11 protein-coding genes are annotated in these 17,133 nt (G+C 65.8%); 8 read left to right on the top strand and 3 right to left on the bottom strand.

The annotated features are described in order from the left end of the window. Nucleotides 1–41: 41 nt before the first annotated feature. Both SMA01S_RS01275 and SMA01S_RS01270 read left to right on the top strand, forming a co-directional pair. Nucleotides 42–2,315, top strand: a complete 2,274-nt coding sequence (locus SMA01S_RS01275) for a TonB-dependent receptor (protein WP_066816445.1) — start codon at nt 42–44, stop codon at nt 2,313–2,315. Between the two features lie 130 nt (nt 2,316–2,445). Further along, a complete protein-coding gene (locus tag SMA01S_RS01270) occupies nt 2,446–3,069 on the top strand; it encodes a TetR/AcrR family transcriptional regulator (protein ID WP_066816443.1) in 624 nt (207 codons plus the stop codon). A gap of 142 nt (nt 3,070–3,211) precedes the next feature. On the opposite strand, the gene SMA01S_RS01265 is transcribed toward SMA01S_RS01270, so the two are convergent. Further along, a complete protein-coding gene (locus SMA01S_RS01265; protein ID WP_245649099.1) occupies nt 3,212–3,427 on the bottom strand; it encodes a hypothetical protein in 216 nt (71 codons plus the stop codon). A 143-nt stretch (nt 3,428–3,570) separates the two neighbouring features. Then, nucleotides 3,571–5,700 (bottom strand): AsmA family protein, encoded by a 2,130-nt coding sequence (locus SMA01S_RS01260; RefSeq protein ID WP_066816442.1) that lies wholly within the window; start codon nt 5,698–5,700, stop codon nt 3,571–3,573. Between the two features lie 137 nt (nt 5,701–5,837). On the opposite strand from SMA01S_RS01260, the gene SMA01S_RS01255 reads away from it, so the two are divergent. From SMA01S_RS01255 to SMA01S_RS01230, 6 genes are all read left to right on the top strand, one after another. After that, nucleotides 5,838–6,572, top strand: a complete 735-nt coding sequence (locus SMA01S_RS01255) for a copper homeostasis protein CutC (protein ID WP_066816843.1) — start codon at nt 5,838–5,840, stop codon at nt 6,570–6,572. Further along, nucleotides 6,569–7,576, top strand: a complete 1,008-nt coding sequence (locus SMA01S_RS01250; protein WP_066816440.1) for a glycosylasparaginase — start codon at nt 6,569–6,571, stop codon at nt 7,574–7,576. Before SMA01S_RS01255 ends, SMA01S_RS01250 begins: the two co-directional genes overlap by 4 nt. A gap of 139 nt (nt 7,577–7,715) precedes the next feature. Further along, entirely contained in the window at nt 7,716–8,240 is a 525-nt protein-coding gene (locus SMA01S_RS01245; RefSeq protein ID WP_066816439.1) for an RNA polymerase sigma factor, read from the top strand. A 36-nt stretch (nt 8,241–8,276) separates the two neighbouring features. Next, the gene (locus tag SMA01S_RS01240; protein ID WP_066816437.1) at nt 8,277–9,218 is read left to right on the top strand and encodes a FecR family protein; all 942 of its coding nucleotides are present in this window, start codon (nt 8,277–8,279) and stop codon (nt 9,216–9,218) included. Then, nucleotides 9,215–11,659 carry a TonB-dependent receptor gene (locus SMA01S_RS01235; RefSeq protein ID WP_066816435.1) on the top strand — a complete coding sequence of 815 codons (2,445 nt, stop codon included), beginning with the start codon at nt 9,215–9,217 and terminating at the stop codon, nt 11,657–11,659. Before SMA01S_RS01240 ends, SMA01S_RS01235 begins: the two co-directional genes overlap by 4 nt. A 136-nt stretch (nt 11,660–11,795) precedes the next feature. Next, nucleotides 11,796–15,005 (top strand): autotransporter outer membrane beta-barrel domain-containing protein, encoded by a 3,210-nt coding sequence (locus tag SMA01S_RS01230; RefSeq protein WP_066816433.1) that lies wholly within the window; start codon nt 11,796–11,798, stop codon nt 15,003–15,005. Between the two features lie 33 nt (nt 15,006–15,038). Here the strand turns inward: SMA01S_RS01230 and SMA01S_RS01225 are convergent, their stop codons facing one another. Further along, complete coding sequence (locus SMA01S_RS01225; protein ID WP_066816431.1) at nt 15,039–17,093, bottom strand: NAD(+) synthase; 2,055 nt, start codon at nt 17,091–17,093, stop codon at nt 15,039–15,041. Nucleotides 17,094–17,133 lie beyond the last annotated feature (40 nt).

Raw genomic sequence — 17,133 nt, 5'->3', positions numbered from 1 at the left:
ATAGCCGCCGGACAAGCACAAAGAAGAATTGGGAGGACAATATGCGTCGCGCGTTAACTGGTCTCGGGGGAACCGCTCTCGCTCTCGTCATTGCCGCGCCGGCGGCGGCTCAAACCGCTCCGGCCGATGCCGCGACCAAAGATGCCGCCGCCGCGTCGTCGGCGAGCGCGCAGGTTTCCACCGAGCCTGACATCGTCGTCACCGCGCAGAAGCGCGAGAACCGACTGATCGACGTGCCGCAGTCGGTCTCGGTCGTGTCGGGCGCCGTGATCGAGAGCCAGGGAGCGACCAGCTTCAGCGATTATCTGAAGAACGTGCCGAGCCTGCAGCTCGTCCAGGGCACGCCAGGGCAGGGACGGCTGGTGCTGCGCGGGGTCAATACCGGCGGCGTCGCCTCGACGGTCGCGGTCTATGTCGACGAGACGCCGTTCGGCTCGAGCACCGCGCTCGCCAATGCCGCCGAGCTCGCCGGCGACTTCGACACGTTCGACATCGCGCGGATCGAAGTCCTGCGCGGCCCGCAGGGCACGCTCTACGGGGCAAGTTCGCTCGGCGGCCTGCTGAAGTTCGTCACCAACGAACCCTCGACCAGCCGGGTCGAGGGAAAGGTGCTCGGCGGGGTCGAATTCACCGATGGCGGCGATCCGTCCTGGCGTGGCGCGGCGATGATCAACATCCCGCTCGGCGATACGCTCGCGTTTCGGGCCTCGGGTTCGTACCGCAAGCAGGGCGGCTATATCGACTCGGTCGGTACCGCCGGATCGGCGGTGCGCGACAACATCAACGACTTCGCGAGCTATGGCGGCCGCGCATCGCTGCTGTGGAAGCCGGACAGCCGGCTGAAGGTCCGGTTGAGCGCGGTGATCCAGAATCTCGACGTCGATGCGCCGAGCTTCGTCGAGGCGAATCCGGCCAGCCTGCAGCCGCTTCATGGCGGGCTGACCCAGTCCCAATATCTGCCGACCTTCAGCGACGTGAAATATCGTCTCTACAACGCCACGATCGATTATGATTTCGGTCCGGCGACGCTGACCTCGGCGACGAGCTATGGCGAGCAGCTGCAATCGGTCCGGGCCGATTTCACCGCCAATCTCGGCGCCGCGCTCGGCGGACCCTATGTCTATTTCGACCAGCAGACCGAGAGCCGCAAATGGACGCAGGAACTGCGCCTTGCGTCGAATGGCGGCGGGTTCCTCGAATGGCTGGTCGGCGGCTATTACACGCACGAAAAGGCACGGATTTTCCAGAACCTCAAGCTCGCCGTACCCGGAACGCCGGGCACGCTGACCCCGTTGCCGACGCCCGCGCCGCTGGCGATCTACGACCTGGAGTCGCGGTACGAGGAGATTGCCGGCTTTGCCAACGCGACGCTGCACCTCGCCCGCTGGTTCGATATCGACCTGGGCGGCCGCTACAGCCACAACCGGCAGGACGCCGACCAGCAGACTGACGGGGCGTTGCTCGGCGCCTCGACCATCAACGGCATCCGTTCGTCCGACGACGTCTTCACCTGGTCGGTGGCCCCCAAGATCAAGTTCGGCACTCGCGCCTCGCTCTATGCCCGGGTGGCGAAGGGCTATCGTCCCGGCGGCCCCAACGTCATCCCGTCGGGCGCGCCGCCCTCGGCGCCCAGGACGTTCGATCCCGATACGGTGACCAGCTACGAGATCGGCTTCAAGGGTGAGACCGCGGACAAGACCGCGTCGATCGAGGCGTCGCTCTATCATATCGACTGGAACAACATCCAACTCGCCGCGGTCGTCAGCGGATTCGGCGTTAACGTGAATGGCGGCGGGGCAAAGATCGACGGCGCCGATGTCACGGCAACGCTGCGGCCGACGCGCGGGCTCGTTACCTCGATCAATCTCTCGATCAACGATGCGCGGCTCAGCAGCAATACCGACCCGCTCGTGGTCGGCGCGGTCAAAGGCGACCGTCTGCCCTTCACCCCCAAATATTCGATCAGCGTCAATGCCGACTATCAGTGGCGGCTGGGCAATGACGTGACGGCGTCGGTTGGCGGTTCGTTGCGGTCGCTGTCGCGCCAGCTCGGAACGTACGATCCGGTCTATCTCGCGACCTACGGCCATTTCGCGCGAGTGCCGGCCTATGAAGTGATCGACCTGCGCGCGGGGCTCACCTTTGGGCGTTATTCGGTCAATGCCTATGTCAGCAATCTGGCCAACGCCAAGGGGATCACCGCTACCCAGTCGTTGCTGGGCGTTGCGGGGCTTCCGCGCAATCCCGGCGGGGTGCTGACGACGGGCGTGATCAGGCCGCGGACCGTCGGCCTGAATGTCGTCGTCGGGTTCTGAGATGCCACGCCCCTCGATCGCACCCGGAAGCGGCGCGGCGCTCGACGATCGCCCTGGCGCTAGGAAGGCCGCAGTGGGTACTGGCGGGAATCGCGCGATTGGTCGAGAAAATTGTTCGACGAACGAACCGATGACGACCAACGCCGCCAGGACCCCACGTCGCCAGGCCGACCGCAGCGCCGCCACACGCGCCAAGGTGATTGCGGCTGCCCGCGATATCCTGTGCGCGCAGGGCTATTCGGGCGCGACGATGCACGCGATCCGCGACGCGACGGGGATGAGCCTGGGCGCGATCCAGCATCAATTCCCGACCAAGGCCAAGATCATGGCCGCGGTGGCCGCCGAATTCTCCGACTATCGCATCAAGGTCTATGCCGATGCCATCCGCAACGGATCGACGCCCAAGGAATCGCTGTCGAACCTGATCGATGCCAATTTCAAGATGGTCAGCCGCCCTGAAATGGCGGCGGTACTCGAAATCCACCTCGCCCGACGCAACGACGCCGAGCTCGACCGGGAAGTCGGGCCAAGCTCGCAGCGCTTCGACCGGCGCGTGCGGCTCTGGGGGCATTTTATCCTGAGGGCCGCCGGGATCGACGACGACAACGCCTATCGCAGCCTGCAACTGCTCAACAACGCCGTCACGCGGGGCCTGACGGTCGAATATATCCGCAATCCGCACAACCCGGCGATCGAGCAAGCCGTCTTGATGTGGAAAACCCAGATGCTCGATCTGATGTTCGGCGGGCGATGAGAGCCTGATTAATAGTTGGAGCGATTGCTTATGGCGCATGGGCATGAGCGCACGCCGACGCCACCCGGATCATCGGCGACCCGTTGCGCTTGGATCTAGGTCGCCCTCCGACGCGGCAGTTGATCGGCCCAGCGGGTAGGCGTCACCACGCCCGTGGCGCAGATCCCACGCGCGCAGCGACCGCTGCCTCGATCTCGTTCAACTGCGCTTGCGACAGGACGCCGGCCAGCAGCAGCCCGCGCATCAACTCGTCGGCCAGCGCGGCCAGGAAATGCACCTCGGCACGCTCAGCGTGCGTGTCTTCGCCATCCTCGTTCACGTCGCCGCCCATGCGTCTCTCCTCCGGCAGAGCTTCCATGCGTGCGTGAACGATCGAGCTGCCAAATTCGCTGCAAACGGCCGAAGCGGCGGTCCCATCGTCGGCTGTTAGTCCGCGGTGCTGTCGGGGAAGGCTGCGCGTCGTCTCAGGGCTCTTTTCTATCCGCGCCGGTGTTTTCGTGTTCAGAAGATTCCGAGGAACTTCTTTTTCTGTTTCCTGCGATCGACGGCCGACTCCTTGCCGCTTTCCGATTTGGCGGTGGTGCCGTTACCGACGTCGTCGCGCGGCTTGCCCTTTGTGGTCCGCATCGCCTGGGCGTGAGCGCCGGCCAGGATCGGCCCGCACGCAGCGCTTTTCGCATCACCGACATCGATAAAGGCGAGAATGGCGGCGAGCGGACTGGCAACGGCGCCCAATCCCACACCTCCACCGGCCCGGGCGAGCAACTCCGGGCTGATCACCTGGAGGGCGGGCTTGGCGAAATAGCCGTTAACACCGACCGGCGACTGGGCCGAAAACAGGGAGAATTTCTTGCCGTCGGCACGAAATGCGAGGTCGAGACTCTCATTCTTGAAGCTCAGCCCCCCGCGGCCGAGGATGACGTTCTTTTTCGTGTCGATGATGATCGGGTCGGCGGCGGCAATCCCATCGCGCACCGTGAACGCAATGAGCCCGCAATTGATCTGCACCGGTTCCTTGAGTTTATGCTCGAACATCTTCTGAATGAATGTGCCGATATCGAGTTCCGATAGCTGGGCGTTGCGTGTCCAGAGGCTGCCGTTCGGCATAATGAACGCCACGCGACCGTTCGCGGTGGCGAGCGAATCGTGGATCGTGTCACCGCGCCCCTTCAATTGGATGCGGCCTTTTATCGTGCCGGTCGTGCCCGATTCATCGACGCCATAACCGGCGAGCAGCCGGCCCATTGGCGTGGGCGAGAGACGAACGTCATAACTGTCGAGCGCCGGCCGCGATCGCGTATCGAAAATCAGATCCGATGCGACATTGCCGCGCGCCATCGCGAAGCTCAGCGGCGATAGCGCCAACCGGCCGCGATCAAGCGCCAGCGTCAGCTCGACATGCGAGATCGGCACGTTGCGTGACTTGATATCCTGGATCGTCCAGCGCAGCCCGGCGTCGAAACGCTGCAGCCCGGCGACCGGCAGCGCAGCGTCGGGCAGCACGCGCTGTGGCGCGGCCCCGGTTGCCGCGGCAGCAGCCACAGCGCCCTTCGCCGCGACAATATCGGGATTGTAGCCGATGAACGGAGCGGCATCGACGATGTCGAGTTGGCGGGTGGCCAATACCGCATCGAGCCGCAGCCGGTCGCCATTGACGATCGTCAACCGCCCGGCGAGGTCGCTGTCGCCGAACCGGCCGGCCATGTGCGTGAAGCGATATTCGGAGCCGTCCTTTACCAGTTGCGCGCGCAACGAATAATCGCGGGTATTGGGCAGGACGACGTCGATAATACCGAGCAGTTCGGCCAGGTTGCGACCCCGCGCCCGCATGCGTAACGGAACGTCCTCGATGTCGGTCGCCGACGGCAGCGTCCCCGTTACGTCGATCACGTTGCCCGCGGCCCAGGCCCTTGCGACCAGCTTGTTCTCGCCGCGCTCGAGCGTCGCGTCGGGCGACATCAATTGCGCGACAAGACGAAATGGCGTGTCGCGGATCTGTCCGGTCCCGTGCAGCTCGACCGCCTTGCCGATTTGCTTGTTCGTGGCGGCAATCGGATCGATTCCCAGGTCGGCGAGCAGCCGCATCCGCGGATCGATATACCGCACCTGTGTGCCCACGACGGTTGCGCGGTCGATCCGCGGCAGTTCGAACGGCTTGCCGCCCGTGTCGGCAAAGGTCCAGGTGTTGGCGGTATGCCCGGCATTCCATTCGAGGTCGGCCGAACCGCCGGTCAGGTCGAGCCAATAGATGCGGCGTTTGCCGAAGAGCAGGCTCAACGGCGAAATACGCATATCGATCTTTTGTGCCTGAAACAGATTGCGTTTGGTCGCCCATTTCGGGTTGGCGACGCTCAACCCCTCCGCGTAGAATTTGATCTTCAGCGGCGCGAAATAGAGCTGGAAGTCCCCTCCTATTTTTACATCGCGACCCGCCATCCTGGTCGTGACGCTTTCGAACGGGTGTTTCAGAAACCGGCCCTTCGTGACGAACAGGACCAGCCAGATAACGCCGAGCGCCGCGAGAACGCCGACCAGGCTGTTGCGAATGATCCGCCAGGCGCGACCGTCAAAAAAGCCCACCACCGGCTTGGCGTCGGTCACGTCCTTGGAAGCAGCCGCGGTCATATCCATCGCCGCTAGAATCGCGCGAACGCGTTCAAAGGTTCATTCGCCGACGCACTGCCCCTCCGCTAAGAGGCGCCGTTGCCCGTCTTCTTTCGCAAGTGCAGCACTGGCAAGATACGGCGAAGCTGCTTAGGAACGGGGTCGTGAGCGCGATCCTGGAAATCTGTGTGGACGATGCGGCCGGGGTCGACGCTGCCGTGGCGGGCGGGGCCGATCGGATCGAGCTTTGCTCGGCGCTCGAGCTTGGCGGTCTGACGCCGTCTATCGCCTTGCTGGATCATGCGCTGCGAGCAGGTTGTCCTGTTCACATGATGGTTCGACCTCGTGCTGGCGGGTTCGTCTACGGCGAAGACGATCTGACGCTGATGGTCGAGGAGATTGGTGGAGCGGTCGCACGAGGCGCGGCGGGCGTGGTGGTCGGTGCGTTACGCCCCGACGGCGGGCTTGACCGCGGGGCGCTGGGTCGTTTCCGTGACGCGGCGCGCGATGCGACGATCGTGCTGCACCGGGCGATCGATCTGGCCCCCGACCCGGTCGCAGCCGTGGGCGAGGCGATTGTGCTTGGTTATGACAAGATCCTGAGTTCGGGCGGCGCATCGAGCGCGGTCGAAGGCATGGCAACGCTCGCGGCGATGGTCGCGGCAGCCGGGGAGCGGTTGTCGATCATCGCCGGGGCAGGCGTGCGGCCCGACAACGTCGCGCGGATCATTGCCGGCACTGGCGTGCGCGAAGTCCATGGATCGGCGAGCAGTCCTGGTCCCGACCCCGATGCCGCCACGTTGCGGCTTGGCTTTGCAACTGGACCGCGACGTGCGACCGATCAGGCGATCGTGCAACGGTTGCGCGCCGCGATCTCAGAAAAAGGGAGCGAAGTATGAACGACGGCATTTCACGGCGCGGGGCATTGGGGATCGGTGCGGCGGCGGTGTTCGCGGCAAGCGCTGGCGCCGCGGCGGAAACGGCCGATCCGGTCGCCGTCCTTTCTACCTGGGATTTCGGCAAGGCCGCGAACGAGGCTGCGCTCGCACGCCTCAAGGCCGGCGGCTCCGTGCTCGACGCGGTCGAGGCCGGGGCGAAGGTGCCAGAGGCCGATCCGACCAATCATTCGGTCGGTTATGGCGGTTATCCCGATCGCGACGGGCATGTAACGCTCGACGCGATCATCATGGACGATCGTGGCGGCGTCGGCGCGGTTGCCGCGCTGGAAGATATCGTCCACGCCATCTCGGTCGCCCGGCTGGTCATGGAAAAGACGCCCCATACGCTGCTGGTCGGGGAAGGGGCGACTCGCTTCGGGCTCGATCAGGGCATGAAACGCACCAAATTGCTCACGCCCGAGGCCGAGAAGGGCTGGCGCGAATGGCTCAAGACCGCGAACTATCGGCCGATCGCCAATATCGAGAACCAGCTGCCGGGACCGCCCGGTTCCAAGCTCAACCACGACACGCTCGGGATCATGGCGCGGGGCCTGGATGGCGCGATGGCCGCGGCGTGCACGACGTCGGGCATGGCATTCAAGATGCGTGGTCGGGTCGGGGATTCGCCCCAGGCGGGGTGCGGGCTGTTCCTCGAAAAGGGGGTAGGCGCCGCCGCGTCGACGGGGGTCGGTGAGGAAGTGACGCGGATTGCCGGAACCGCCCGGGTCGTTGCCTCGATACGCGCCGGACTCTCGCCCCAGGCCGCGTGCGAGGAAGCGGTCAAGCATATCGCTCAGTTGCGCGGCGACGCGATCAAGGGACTTCAGGTCGGTTTTCTCGCGCTTGGCCAGGATGGTCGGATCGGTGCTTATGCGCTGCTTCCCGGATTCACCTATGCGGTGACGCGCCATTCGGGCGCCACGGAGGTGCTGCCCTCTGCCAGCCTGTTTAGCCAAGCCCCATGACGAAGGGCTTCGTGCGGCAGTCGGGGTCGCGGTTGGCGGGGCGATCGGTTGCCGCCGCCCGCAATGGGGCTGGATAAGCAGCGTCGCACGCCGTACTGGGCGTCGCCATCCCTTTCGGGTTCATGCTCTTTCGCTGCCTATGGACGACGTCCCTCCCTCCGGCCTTCAGGCCGTCATCCTCGCGAACAGGGAGAAGCTGTTGCGATTCCTTGTCTCGCGCGGCGCGGGGGACGCGGCCGAAGACGTGCTTCAGGATCTCTATGTGCGTGTCGCGACGGCCGATGCAGGACCCGTTGCCCAGCCTTTGTCCTATCTCTACCGCGCAGCGAACAACCTGACGGTCGATCGCTTCCGCTCGCGGCGTCAGACCGAGCGGCGCGAGCAGGATTGGAGCGATGCCGCCGGGCCGACAGAGCCCGACCGGTCCGACGATCCGCCGCCCGACCGCAGCCTGGTGGCGCGCGAGACGCTCGCCGGCGTGCAGGCGGTGCTGGACGGATTGGGCGTGCGCACCGCGACGATCTTTCGCCGTCATCGCATCGACGGTGTCCAGCAACGCGACATCGCGCGCGAATTGGGGGTCAGCCTGAGCACGGTGGAAGCCGATCTCAGGCGAGCCTATCGCGCGTTGCTCGACTATCGGAGGTCGATCGATGAGGTTTGACCCAACCGATTCCGTCTTCGCTAATAGGAGGCGGACATGACCGACTGGACGCGCGAGATGGAGGAGGAAGCCATCGCCTGGCTGATCCGCCAGCGCGATCCCTCGTTCGATGACTGGGAAACGTTCGAGGCATGGCTTGCCGCGGACGCCGCGCACGCGCGCGCTTATGCCGAAACCGCCGCCGCCGACCGCGATCTGGACGAGCTGCTTAGCGGGGTGAGCTGGCCAGCCGAGGCCGAACCCGATTTCGACGAGCCGGTCGTCCCTTCGCGTCGCCGCTGGCTCGGTGGTGCATTGGCGGCCTCTGTCGCGCTGGCGGTCGCTGCCGGCTCCTGGCTCGCCTGGCCGTCGCGCGATCTCTATTCGGTGCAGACCGCCGCCGGCGAACGCCGCACTGTAGTGCTTGCGGACACCAAGCTGGAACTCAATGGCGAGACCAGGATCGAGCTCGATCGCAAGGATCAGCGCTTTGCGCGGATGGAACAGGGCCAAGCGCTGTTCACCGTAAGGCACGATCCGGCGCATCCGTTCCGGCTGGAAACCGCCGACGCGACCTTGGTCGACGCCGGGACGACGTTCGAAGTGACCACCGGCGGCGGTGCGCTCGATCTCGCGGTAAGCGAGGGCATGGTCGTGGTCGACCCTGGCAAGGCCGGCATAGACGTGCCCGCCGGCCAGCGCTTCACGCTCGCCAAGGGACAGCGGACCGGGCGGCTGAGTGCGGTCAGGCCGGCCGATGTCGGCGCATGGCGTAGTGGCCAGCTTTTCTATGACGGAGCGCCGTTGTCGCGTGTCGCCGCCGACCTGCAGCGCAATCTCGGCGTGCCGGTCAGCGTCAACGACGCGGCGGCTACGCGACCGTTTCGCGGCGTCGTGCGGCTCGACGGTGGTGTCGAGCCGACCATGGCGCGGCTTGGCGTCCTTCTCGGCGCGCCCGTGCGCCGTTCGGGTAAAGGGTGGGTGATCGCCGGACCATGAGGGGTTTCGCCGGCCCCGCGGCGCTGGCGGGGCTCTGCCTGATCGCATCGCCGGCCGAGGCGAAGGATCAGGCGATCGACATTCCCGCCGGGACGCTCGGCCAAGCGATCGCGGTACTCGGCGCGCAGGCGCGCGTCAGCATCGTCGTCGCGGTGAACGATCCCGGCTTGCTTCGCCGCCCGGTCGGTGCGGTGCGCGGTACGATGGGTGCCGGACGCGCACTCTCGATTCTGTTGAAGGGGACGTCCGCACGAGCGGTATCGCCGGTGCCCGGCGTCTGGCGGATCGTCCCGGCGCCGCCGCCCAAGCCGAAGCCGATCGCTCGCGCCATCGCCGCCAGGCGTCCGGCCTCGCCAGCCCCAGCGCCGCAGCCGCAGGCGGCGGACGATATCGTCGTAACGGCGAGCAAGCGCGATACGCGGCTGCAGAACTTTCCCGGCGCGGTCACCGTGATCGGCGGCCTCGATTTGGGGCGTGACTCCGATAATGGCACCGATGCGATCATCTCGCGCGTTGCCACCGTGTCGTCGACCTATCTCGGCGCCGGCCGCAACAAGCTGTTCATCCGCGGCATCGCCGATTCGAGCTTCACCGGACCCACCCAGGCGACCGTCGGCCAATATTTCGGCGACGTGCGCCTGACCTACAATGCGCCCGATCCCGATCTCAGGCTCTACGACGTCGGTTCGGTCGAGGTGCTCGAGGGGCCGCAGGGCACGCTGTACGGCGCCGGGTCGCTCGGCGGCATCATCCGTGTCGTCCGCAACACGCCCGACCTCACGACGGTGGGCGGGTCGCTGACTGGCGGTGTGTCGGCAACTTGGCACGGCGCGCCCGGCGCTGATCTAGCCGGGGTGCTCAACCTGCCGATCGCCGAGGATGCGCTGGGCATCCGCGTGCTCGGCTACGGGATTACCGAGGGCGGCTATATCGACAACCCGTTGCTCGGAAAGAAGGACGTCAACCGCTCCAACATCTTCGGCGGGCGGGCGACGTTGCGTGGCAAGGTCGGCGGCTGGACGATCGACCTGGGCGGCACGTTTCAGAAGACGCGCAACCTCGACAGCCAATATGCCGATCGCGACGCGCCGCCACTTACGCGCAACAGCAAGCTCCCGCAGGGCAGCGACGCGACCTATGCGCTGGGTGAGTTGGTGGCGAGCCGCCGCTTCGACAGCGGCCTGCTGTTCGTCTCTTCGCTCGGCATCGCGCGTCAGCGGCTGAATGAGCGTTACGACGCCACCGAGCCCAACGGGCCGGAGCGGCTGTTCAAGCAGAACAACCATACCGACCTTTTCTCGTTCGAAAATCGTCTGTCGCGGCCGATGAGCGATGGCGTGGGCTGGGTCTTCGGCGCCAGCGTCGTGCGCAACACGACCAAGCTCAGCCGGGCCATGGGCGATCCCGACATGCCGCTGCCTGCCACCGGTGTGGTCAATCGCATTACCGAGGCGACCGGCTATGGCGAAGTCTCGGTCGAATTGCTGCCCAAGCTCACGCTCACCGGGGGCGGCCGCTACAGCCATGTCTGGCTGACGGGTGAGGGGGCCGACGTCGTTCCACTGATCGCGCGGCTCAATGCGGACGTGACGGCCGAACGCGAGGAAAGCGCATTCCTGCCGTCGTTCGCACTGTCCGCGACGCCGCTCGATCGGCTGACGCTCTACGCCCGCTACCAGCAGAGTTTCCGGCCCGGCGGGTTGGCGATCGAGGGAGATTTCGTCCGGCGGTTCCGCAATGACCGCGCCGAGACGTTCGAATTCGGCATGCGGCATGGCGTGCCGGGCGTCGACCCGGTCGGTGTCTCGCTCAGCGTGTCGCGAACCTTGTGGCGCAACATCCAGGCGGATTTCATCGATGGTCGCGGGTTGCCGAGCACCGCCAATATCGGCGACGGACGGATCTGGACGGTTTCCGCATCGGCCGATTGGCGTCCGGCGCCCGGGCTGAGCCTGGAGGGCGGCATCTCGCTCAACGACAGCAAGGTGGTCAATCCCAGCCCCTTCTTCCTCAGCTTCGTTATCCCCGGCCCGAACAGCCAGCCGGCAACGTCGCACATCGTCAACGCTGTCGCTGCCGACGCGGTGACCTATGGTCGCGTGCCCAACATCGCCAATGTCGTGGCGCGCGGGGCGGTCAAATACGAATTCGCGGTGTCCGATACGGCGCAGATCTCGCTCGCCGCGTCGGTGCGATATACTGGCCACTCGCGGTTGGGGGTGGGTCCGATCCTGGGGGCGGAACAAGGCGACTATCTCGACACGCGGGTCTCCGCGCGATTGTCGTTCGAGCGGTTCGCGCTCACCGCCAGCGTGACCAACCTGGCCGATGAAGTGGGCAACCGCTTCGCGCTGGGCACGCCCTTCGCCGTGGCAAGCGACCAGCAGATCACGCCGCTACGCCCGCGCACGGTGCGGATCGGGTTCGACGCTGCGTTTTAGTCCGTAACCATTCAGCGTAGCTGATCATGGCTTCAGAAAATTTACCCTAACCCCCAAGGTTGCGCCGCGTCTGCGCCGTCATCGCCTTTGAACGGGTGCCGCTCTCCCCAACGGGCATCCGAAAAAGGGACTTCAGATGCGCGTATTGCTTGCTTCGACTTGCCTGACCCCCGTCATTCTGCTCGCCGCCACTCCCGCCGCGGCGCAAAGCACGATCTCCACCGCGATCACCACGCCGGTGAAGACGTCGACCGCGAACAATGGTGCGCCGTCCGACGTCAGCATCACGTCGGCCGGATCGGTGACCGTCACCAGCGGTACGGCGGTTACCATCGACAGCAATAACGGCGTCAGCAATGCCGGCACGATCCAGATCACCAATTCGGACAATGCGACCGGCATCGGCGCCGCCGCCGGTGTGACCGGCTCGATCAACAATACCGGCAAGATCATCGTCGACGAGACCTATACGCCGACCGACACGGACAATGACGGCGACCTCGATGGCCCGTTTGCTTCGGGCACCGGGCGCGCAGGCATCCGCACCGCCGGCGCGTTCACCGGCTCGATCACCAATGCAAGCGGCGCGACGATCACCGTCGAGGGCAATAATTCCTACGGCATCCTGCTCGGCGGTCCGCTCAACGGCAATCTGTCGACCGATGGCACCATCGCGGTGACCGGCGACAATTCCGCGGGCGTGAAAACAGGCGATATCAACGGCAATGCCCGCCTCGCGGGCACGATCTCCGCGCAGGGCGCAAACGCCAGCGCCGTTCTGATCAATGGCAATGTGTCGGGTGCGCTGACGCTCCAGGGCACGATCTCCAGCACCGGCTATCGCTACACGACGGTGCCCAGCGATCCCAGCAAGCTCGATGCGGACGATTTGCTGCAGGGCGGGCCGGCGGTATCGATCACCGGTAATGTCGCGGGTGGCGTGATCCTGGCGATCCCTCCGACGACCAGCACGACCGATACCGATGTCGACAAGGACGGGATTCCCGATGCGAGCGAGGGCTCTGCGGTAATCACGTCCTATGGATCGGCCGCCGCGCTCCAGATCGGCGCGACCGGCAATTCGGTCACCCTGGGCCCCGTCGCCAATACTGCCGGTTACGGCCTCATCATCAACGGCACGGCGAGCGGCAACGGCCTCTATGCCGGCGTGAACGCAAATGGCGTCGTGATCGGCGGGCTGGGCGGGGCGGTCACCGTCACCAACGGCATGCAAGTCACCGGTGCAGTCGCGGCGACTGCCAATGCGGCAAACGCGACGGCGCTGCGCATCGGCGCCGGCGCGACGGTCCCGACCATCGTCAATTCGGGCAAGATCACCGCGACTGGCGCATCGACCGCCGGCCAGCTGTCACAGGCCGTCGTGGTCGATGCCGGCGCCAACGTGACCTCGATCCGCAACACCGGCACGATCTCGGCGACTGCGGGAACCGCCGCCGGCGCGACCGCGATCGTCGACAAATCGGGCAGCGTGACCCTGGTCGAAAATGGCGGCGCGATCACCGCCAGCGGTGCCGACACGACATCGACCCGCAATATCGCGATCGACCTCAGCGCCAACACGACTGGCGCGACGGTCAAGCAGATCGTCGTCGCCAGCGGTACCGCGCCGTCGATCGCCGGGGACGTCCGCTTCGGCAGCGGCAACGACACGCTCGATCTCGGCGACGGCTCGCTTGCCGGCAACGTGACGTTCGGCGCGGGCAACAACCTGCTCACCATGTCGGGCGACGCCACGATGACCGGCAACGCCACGTTCGGTGCGGGCAACGACGCGATGACCCTGGCCGGCACGGCGGCCTATACCGGTGCGGTCGATTTCGGCGGCGGGTCGGACACGCTGACCATCGGTGGCACCTCGACCTTCGCGGGCACGCTGGCCAACGCGTCGGGCCTGGCGGTTACGGTCAATGGCGGCACGTTCACCAATACGGGCACGACGCCGGTGTCGATCGGCTCGCTGGCGGTAACCGGCGGCGGCACCTTGGGCGTCACGGTCAACACCACGACCAATACCGCCACCCAGTACAACGTCGCCGGGACCGCGAGCTTTGACGCCAATTCGAAGCTGGCGATCAAACTGACCGGGCTGGTAACCGGGACGGGGCATTATACGATCCTGACGGCCGGCACGGTCACCGGCGCGAGCAACCTGACGACCTCGTCGGTCGCGTTGCCCTATATGTATAAGACCAGCATCGCGACCGGCGGTCCCGCCAACCAGATCGCGATCGACATCGCCGCCAAGACGGCGAGCGAACTGGGCCTCAACCGCTCGGGGTCCGCTGCTTATGGCGCGATTTATGCGGCGCTGAGCCAGGACAGCAAGGTCGCCAATTCGTTCCTCAACATCACCGATGGCACCGCGTTCCAGACCGCGATCCGCCAGATGCTGCCGGACCATGCCGGTGGCACGTTCGCCGCGGTCAGCGCGGGTTCGCGCGCGATCGGGCGGATGCTGACCGATGGCGGCGCGCCTTATGTCGACAAGGGGCATTGGGGATATTGGCTCGAGGAAGTCGCTTATGGCGGATCGAAGAGCTTCCTCAACACCGCATCCTACGACATCAATGGCTGGGGCACGTCCGGCGGCGCCGAATACAAGACCAAGCTCGGCAATTTCGGCCTGTCGCTCGCCTATCTGCATGGCAACGACAACGACAATGGCACCGACAATACGGTGTCGTCGGACCAGTATGAAGTCGCCGCTTATTGGCGCGGCGATTGGAGCGGCCTGCGCCCGTTCGCGCGCGTCTCCGCGGCGCGCGTCAATTTCGCCAGCGAACGCAGCTTCAGCGGCAATGACGGCACCAGCACGGCGGTTGCGCTCAGCAACAGCTCGAAGTGGAACGGCAAGATGCTCTCGGCCACCGGCGGCGCGTCATACGAAGGCGCGGTCGGGCATTTGACCTTCCGTCCGATCCTGTCGGTCGATTATTACCGCCTGGAGGAGGACGCCCATACCGAAACCGGCGGCGGCAAGGCGTTCGATCTGTCGATCGCCAAGCGCACCAGCGACGAATTCGCCGCCAACGCGACGATGGCGGTGGGCCTCAGCTTCGGGTCGACCGAGGACGGCTGGTTCCACACCGAGATCGAGGCGGGCCGCCGTCAGATCCTCGGCGGCGAGCTCGGTGCGACCACGGCGAACTTCGCGGGCGGGCAGGCTTTCACCTTGACCCCCGACAAGCGCACCGATGGCTGGGTCGGCCGGTTCCGCGCGTCGGGTGGTTCGCCCGGCTTCCGCATCGGCGGCGAGGTGGGCGCCGAGGAGCAACAGAACCGCGCCGCGCTCTCGCTGCGCGCGACGCTTCAGATCGGGCTGTAAAGCCAACGGGGTCTGCTCTGGCGCCTCGCGGCGTCAGGGCAGGTTCGCCTCCAATTCGTCCAGGAAGGGCTGGGCAGTGCCGTCCGATGGCGCGCGCCAGTCGCCGCGCGGTGAAAGCGCGCCGCCCGCCGAAACCTTTGGCCCATTGGGGATCGCCGAGCGCTTGAACTGGCTGATCGTGAAGAAGCGGAACAGGAATTTCTCCAGCCAACCGCGGATCGTCGCCAGGTCGTAAGTATGCCGCGCGGCGGCGGGTAAATCGCGCGGCCAGCGACCCGCGCTCGCATCTTCCCACGCCTTCAACGCGAGAAACGCGACCTTTGACGGCGCCATGCCGTGGCGCGCGATATAATGGACGAAGAAGTCGTTGAGCTCGTACGGGCCGATCTTGCTCTCGGTCGATTGGATCGCGCCGTCGGCACCGGCAGGGACCAGCTCGGGCGAGATTTCCTGCGCCAGGATCGCGTCGAGCACGCGGTCGGTCTCGCCGTCATATTGGTCGGTCCGGATGCACCAGCGGATCAGATACTGGATCAGCGTCTTGGGCACGCCGGCATTGACGGCGTAATGGCTCATCTGATCGCCGACGCCATAGGTGCACCAGCCGAGCGCGAGCTCCGACAGGTCGCCGGTCCCGACGACCAGGCCGTCATGCTGGTTGGCCAGCCGGAACAGATAATCGGTCCTGAGCCCGGCCTGGACGTTCTCGAAGGTCACGTCATAGACCGGCTCGCCATTGGCGAACGGATGCCGCATGTCCTCCAGCATCTGTCTCGCGGCGGGCCGAATATCGATCTCGTCGCCCGCCACGCCGAGCGCGCGCATCAGCGCCCAGGCGTTCGACTTGGTCCCCTCGCTGGTCGCGAAGCCGGGCATCGTATAGCCCAGGATATGATCGCGCGAGCGGCCCAGCCGGTCCATCGCCTTCGCCGCGACGATCAGCGCATGGGTCGAATCGAGGCCTCCGGACACGCCGATCACCAGCCGCTTGGCGCGCGCTGCCTCAATCCGCCGGATCAGACCCGAGACTTGGATATTGAACGCCTCGTAGCAATCGGCGTCGAGCTTTTCGGGCGCATTGGGTACGAACGGAAAGCGCCGCACGTCGCGCTTCAAGCCGATATCGGCGAAATCGGGTTTCGCCTCGAACCCGATGAAGCGGAAATCCCTATCATCGATCCCGGCGAAACGGGCGGCATCGGCGAAGGTGCTGTTGCGCATCCGCTCCTGCCGGATACGTCCACAATCGACATCGGCGATCAGGACGTCGGATGCCGTCGGAAAACGTTCCGATTCGGCGATCAGCTCGCCCAGTTCGTGCACCATTCCCTGACCGTCCCAGGCGAGATCGGTAGTGCTTTCGCCCGGACCCGCGGCGGAGAAGACGTAGGCGCAAATCGCACGGTCGGATTGCGATCCCGACAGAAGCATCCGTTGCCGTGCCTTGCCGACCAGGACGTTGGACGCCGACAGGTTGCAGCAGACCAGCGCGCCGGCCAGCGCCGCCCAGGTCGAGGGCGGGGTGGGCGCCCAATAATCCTCGCAAATCTCGGCATGGAAAATGAAATGCGGGAGGTCGCTGGCGGCGAAGATCAGATCGGTGCCGAACGGTACGCTCGCTTGCCCGGCAATGTCGATCTCCGCACCGACCACGCCTTCGCCGCTGGCGAACCAGCGCTTCTCATAATATTCGCGATAATTGGGCAGGAAGGTCTTGGGGACGATGCCCAGGATCCGGCCACGATGGATCGCCACCGCGCAATTGTAGAGCCGGCCATTGCGCGGGATCGCCGCGCCGACCAGCAGCACCGGCCGCAGCTTGGCGGTCGCCGCCGTAACCTCGGCCAGCGCCGCTCCGGTCGCGCGCTGGATCGCGTCCTGGAGATGCAGGTCGTCGATCGCATAGGACGTGAGATTGAGCTCGGGATAGACGAGCAGGTCGCACGCTTCCTTGTGACCGCGTTTCGCCAGCGCGATCGTCTCGCGGACATTGGCGGCGATGTCGCCGACGCTGGCCACCGGCGTGCAGGCGCCCACGCGCAGGAATTCGTGCGTGTGGTGCGAGAAGAAACGATGGGTTTTCGCCATGCCCGCCGCTTAGGCCTCACACCGGCCTATCGCAAGGTCG

It is taken from the genome of Sphingomonas mali NBRC 15500 (genome assembly GCF_001598415.1).
Taxonomy (GTDB): Bacteria; Pseudomonadota; Alphaproteobacteria; order Sphingomonadales; family Sphingomonadaceae; genus Sphingomonas; species Sphingomonas mali.
The sequence above is the reverse complement of the archived record's forward strand: the minus strand, read 5'-3'. Positions and strand labels throughout refer to the sequence as shown.

Excerpts from the sequence above, each read along its gene's own strand:
- SMA01S_RS01275 (WP_066816445.1), top strand. The coding sequence starts at position 42 with ATGCGTCGCGCGTTAACTGGTCTCGGGGGAACCGCTCTCGCTCTCGTC.
- SMA01S_RS01270 (WP_066816443.1), top strand. The coding sequence starts at position 2,446 with ATGACGACCAACGCCGCCAGGACCCCACGTCGCCAGGCCGACCGCAGC.
- SMA01S_RS01265 (WP_245649099.1), bottom strand. The coding sequence starts at position 3,427 with ATGGAAGCTCTGCCGGAGGAGAGACGCATGGGCGGCGACGTGAACGAG.
- SMA01S_RS01260 (WP_066816442.1), bottom strand. The coding sequence starts at position 5,700 with ATGGATATGACCGCGGCTGCTTCCAAGGACGTGACCGACGCCAAGCCG.
- SMA01S_RS01250 (WP_066816440.1), top strand. The coding sequence starts at position 6,569 with ATGAACGACGGCATTTCACGGCGCGGGGCATTGGGGATCGGTGCGGCG.
- SMA01S_RS01245 (WP_066816439.1), top strand. The coding sequence starts at position 7,716 with ATGGACGACGTCCCTCCCTCCGGCCTTCAGGCCGTCATCCTCGCGAAC.
- SMA01S_RS01240 (WP_066816437.1), top strand. The coding sequence starts at position 8,277 with ATGACCGACTGGACGCGCGAGATGGAGGAGGAAGCCATCGCCTGGCTG.
- SMA01S_RS01235 (WP_066816435.1), top strand. The coding sequence starts at position 9,215 with ATGAGGGGTTTCGCCGGCCCCGCGGCGCTGGCGGGGCTCTGCCTGATC.
- SMA01S_RS01230 (WP_066816433.1), top strand. The coding sequence starts at position 11,796 with ATGCGCGTATTGCTTGCTTCGACTTGCCTGACCCCCGTCATTCTGCTC.
- SMA01S_RS01225 (WP_066816431.1), bottom strand. The coding sequence starts at position 17,093 with ATGGCGAAAACCCATCGTTTCTTCTCGCACCACACGCACGAATTCCTG.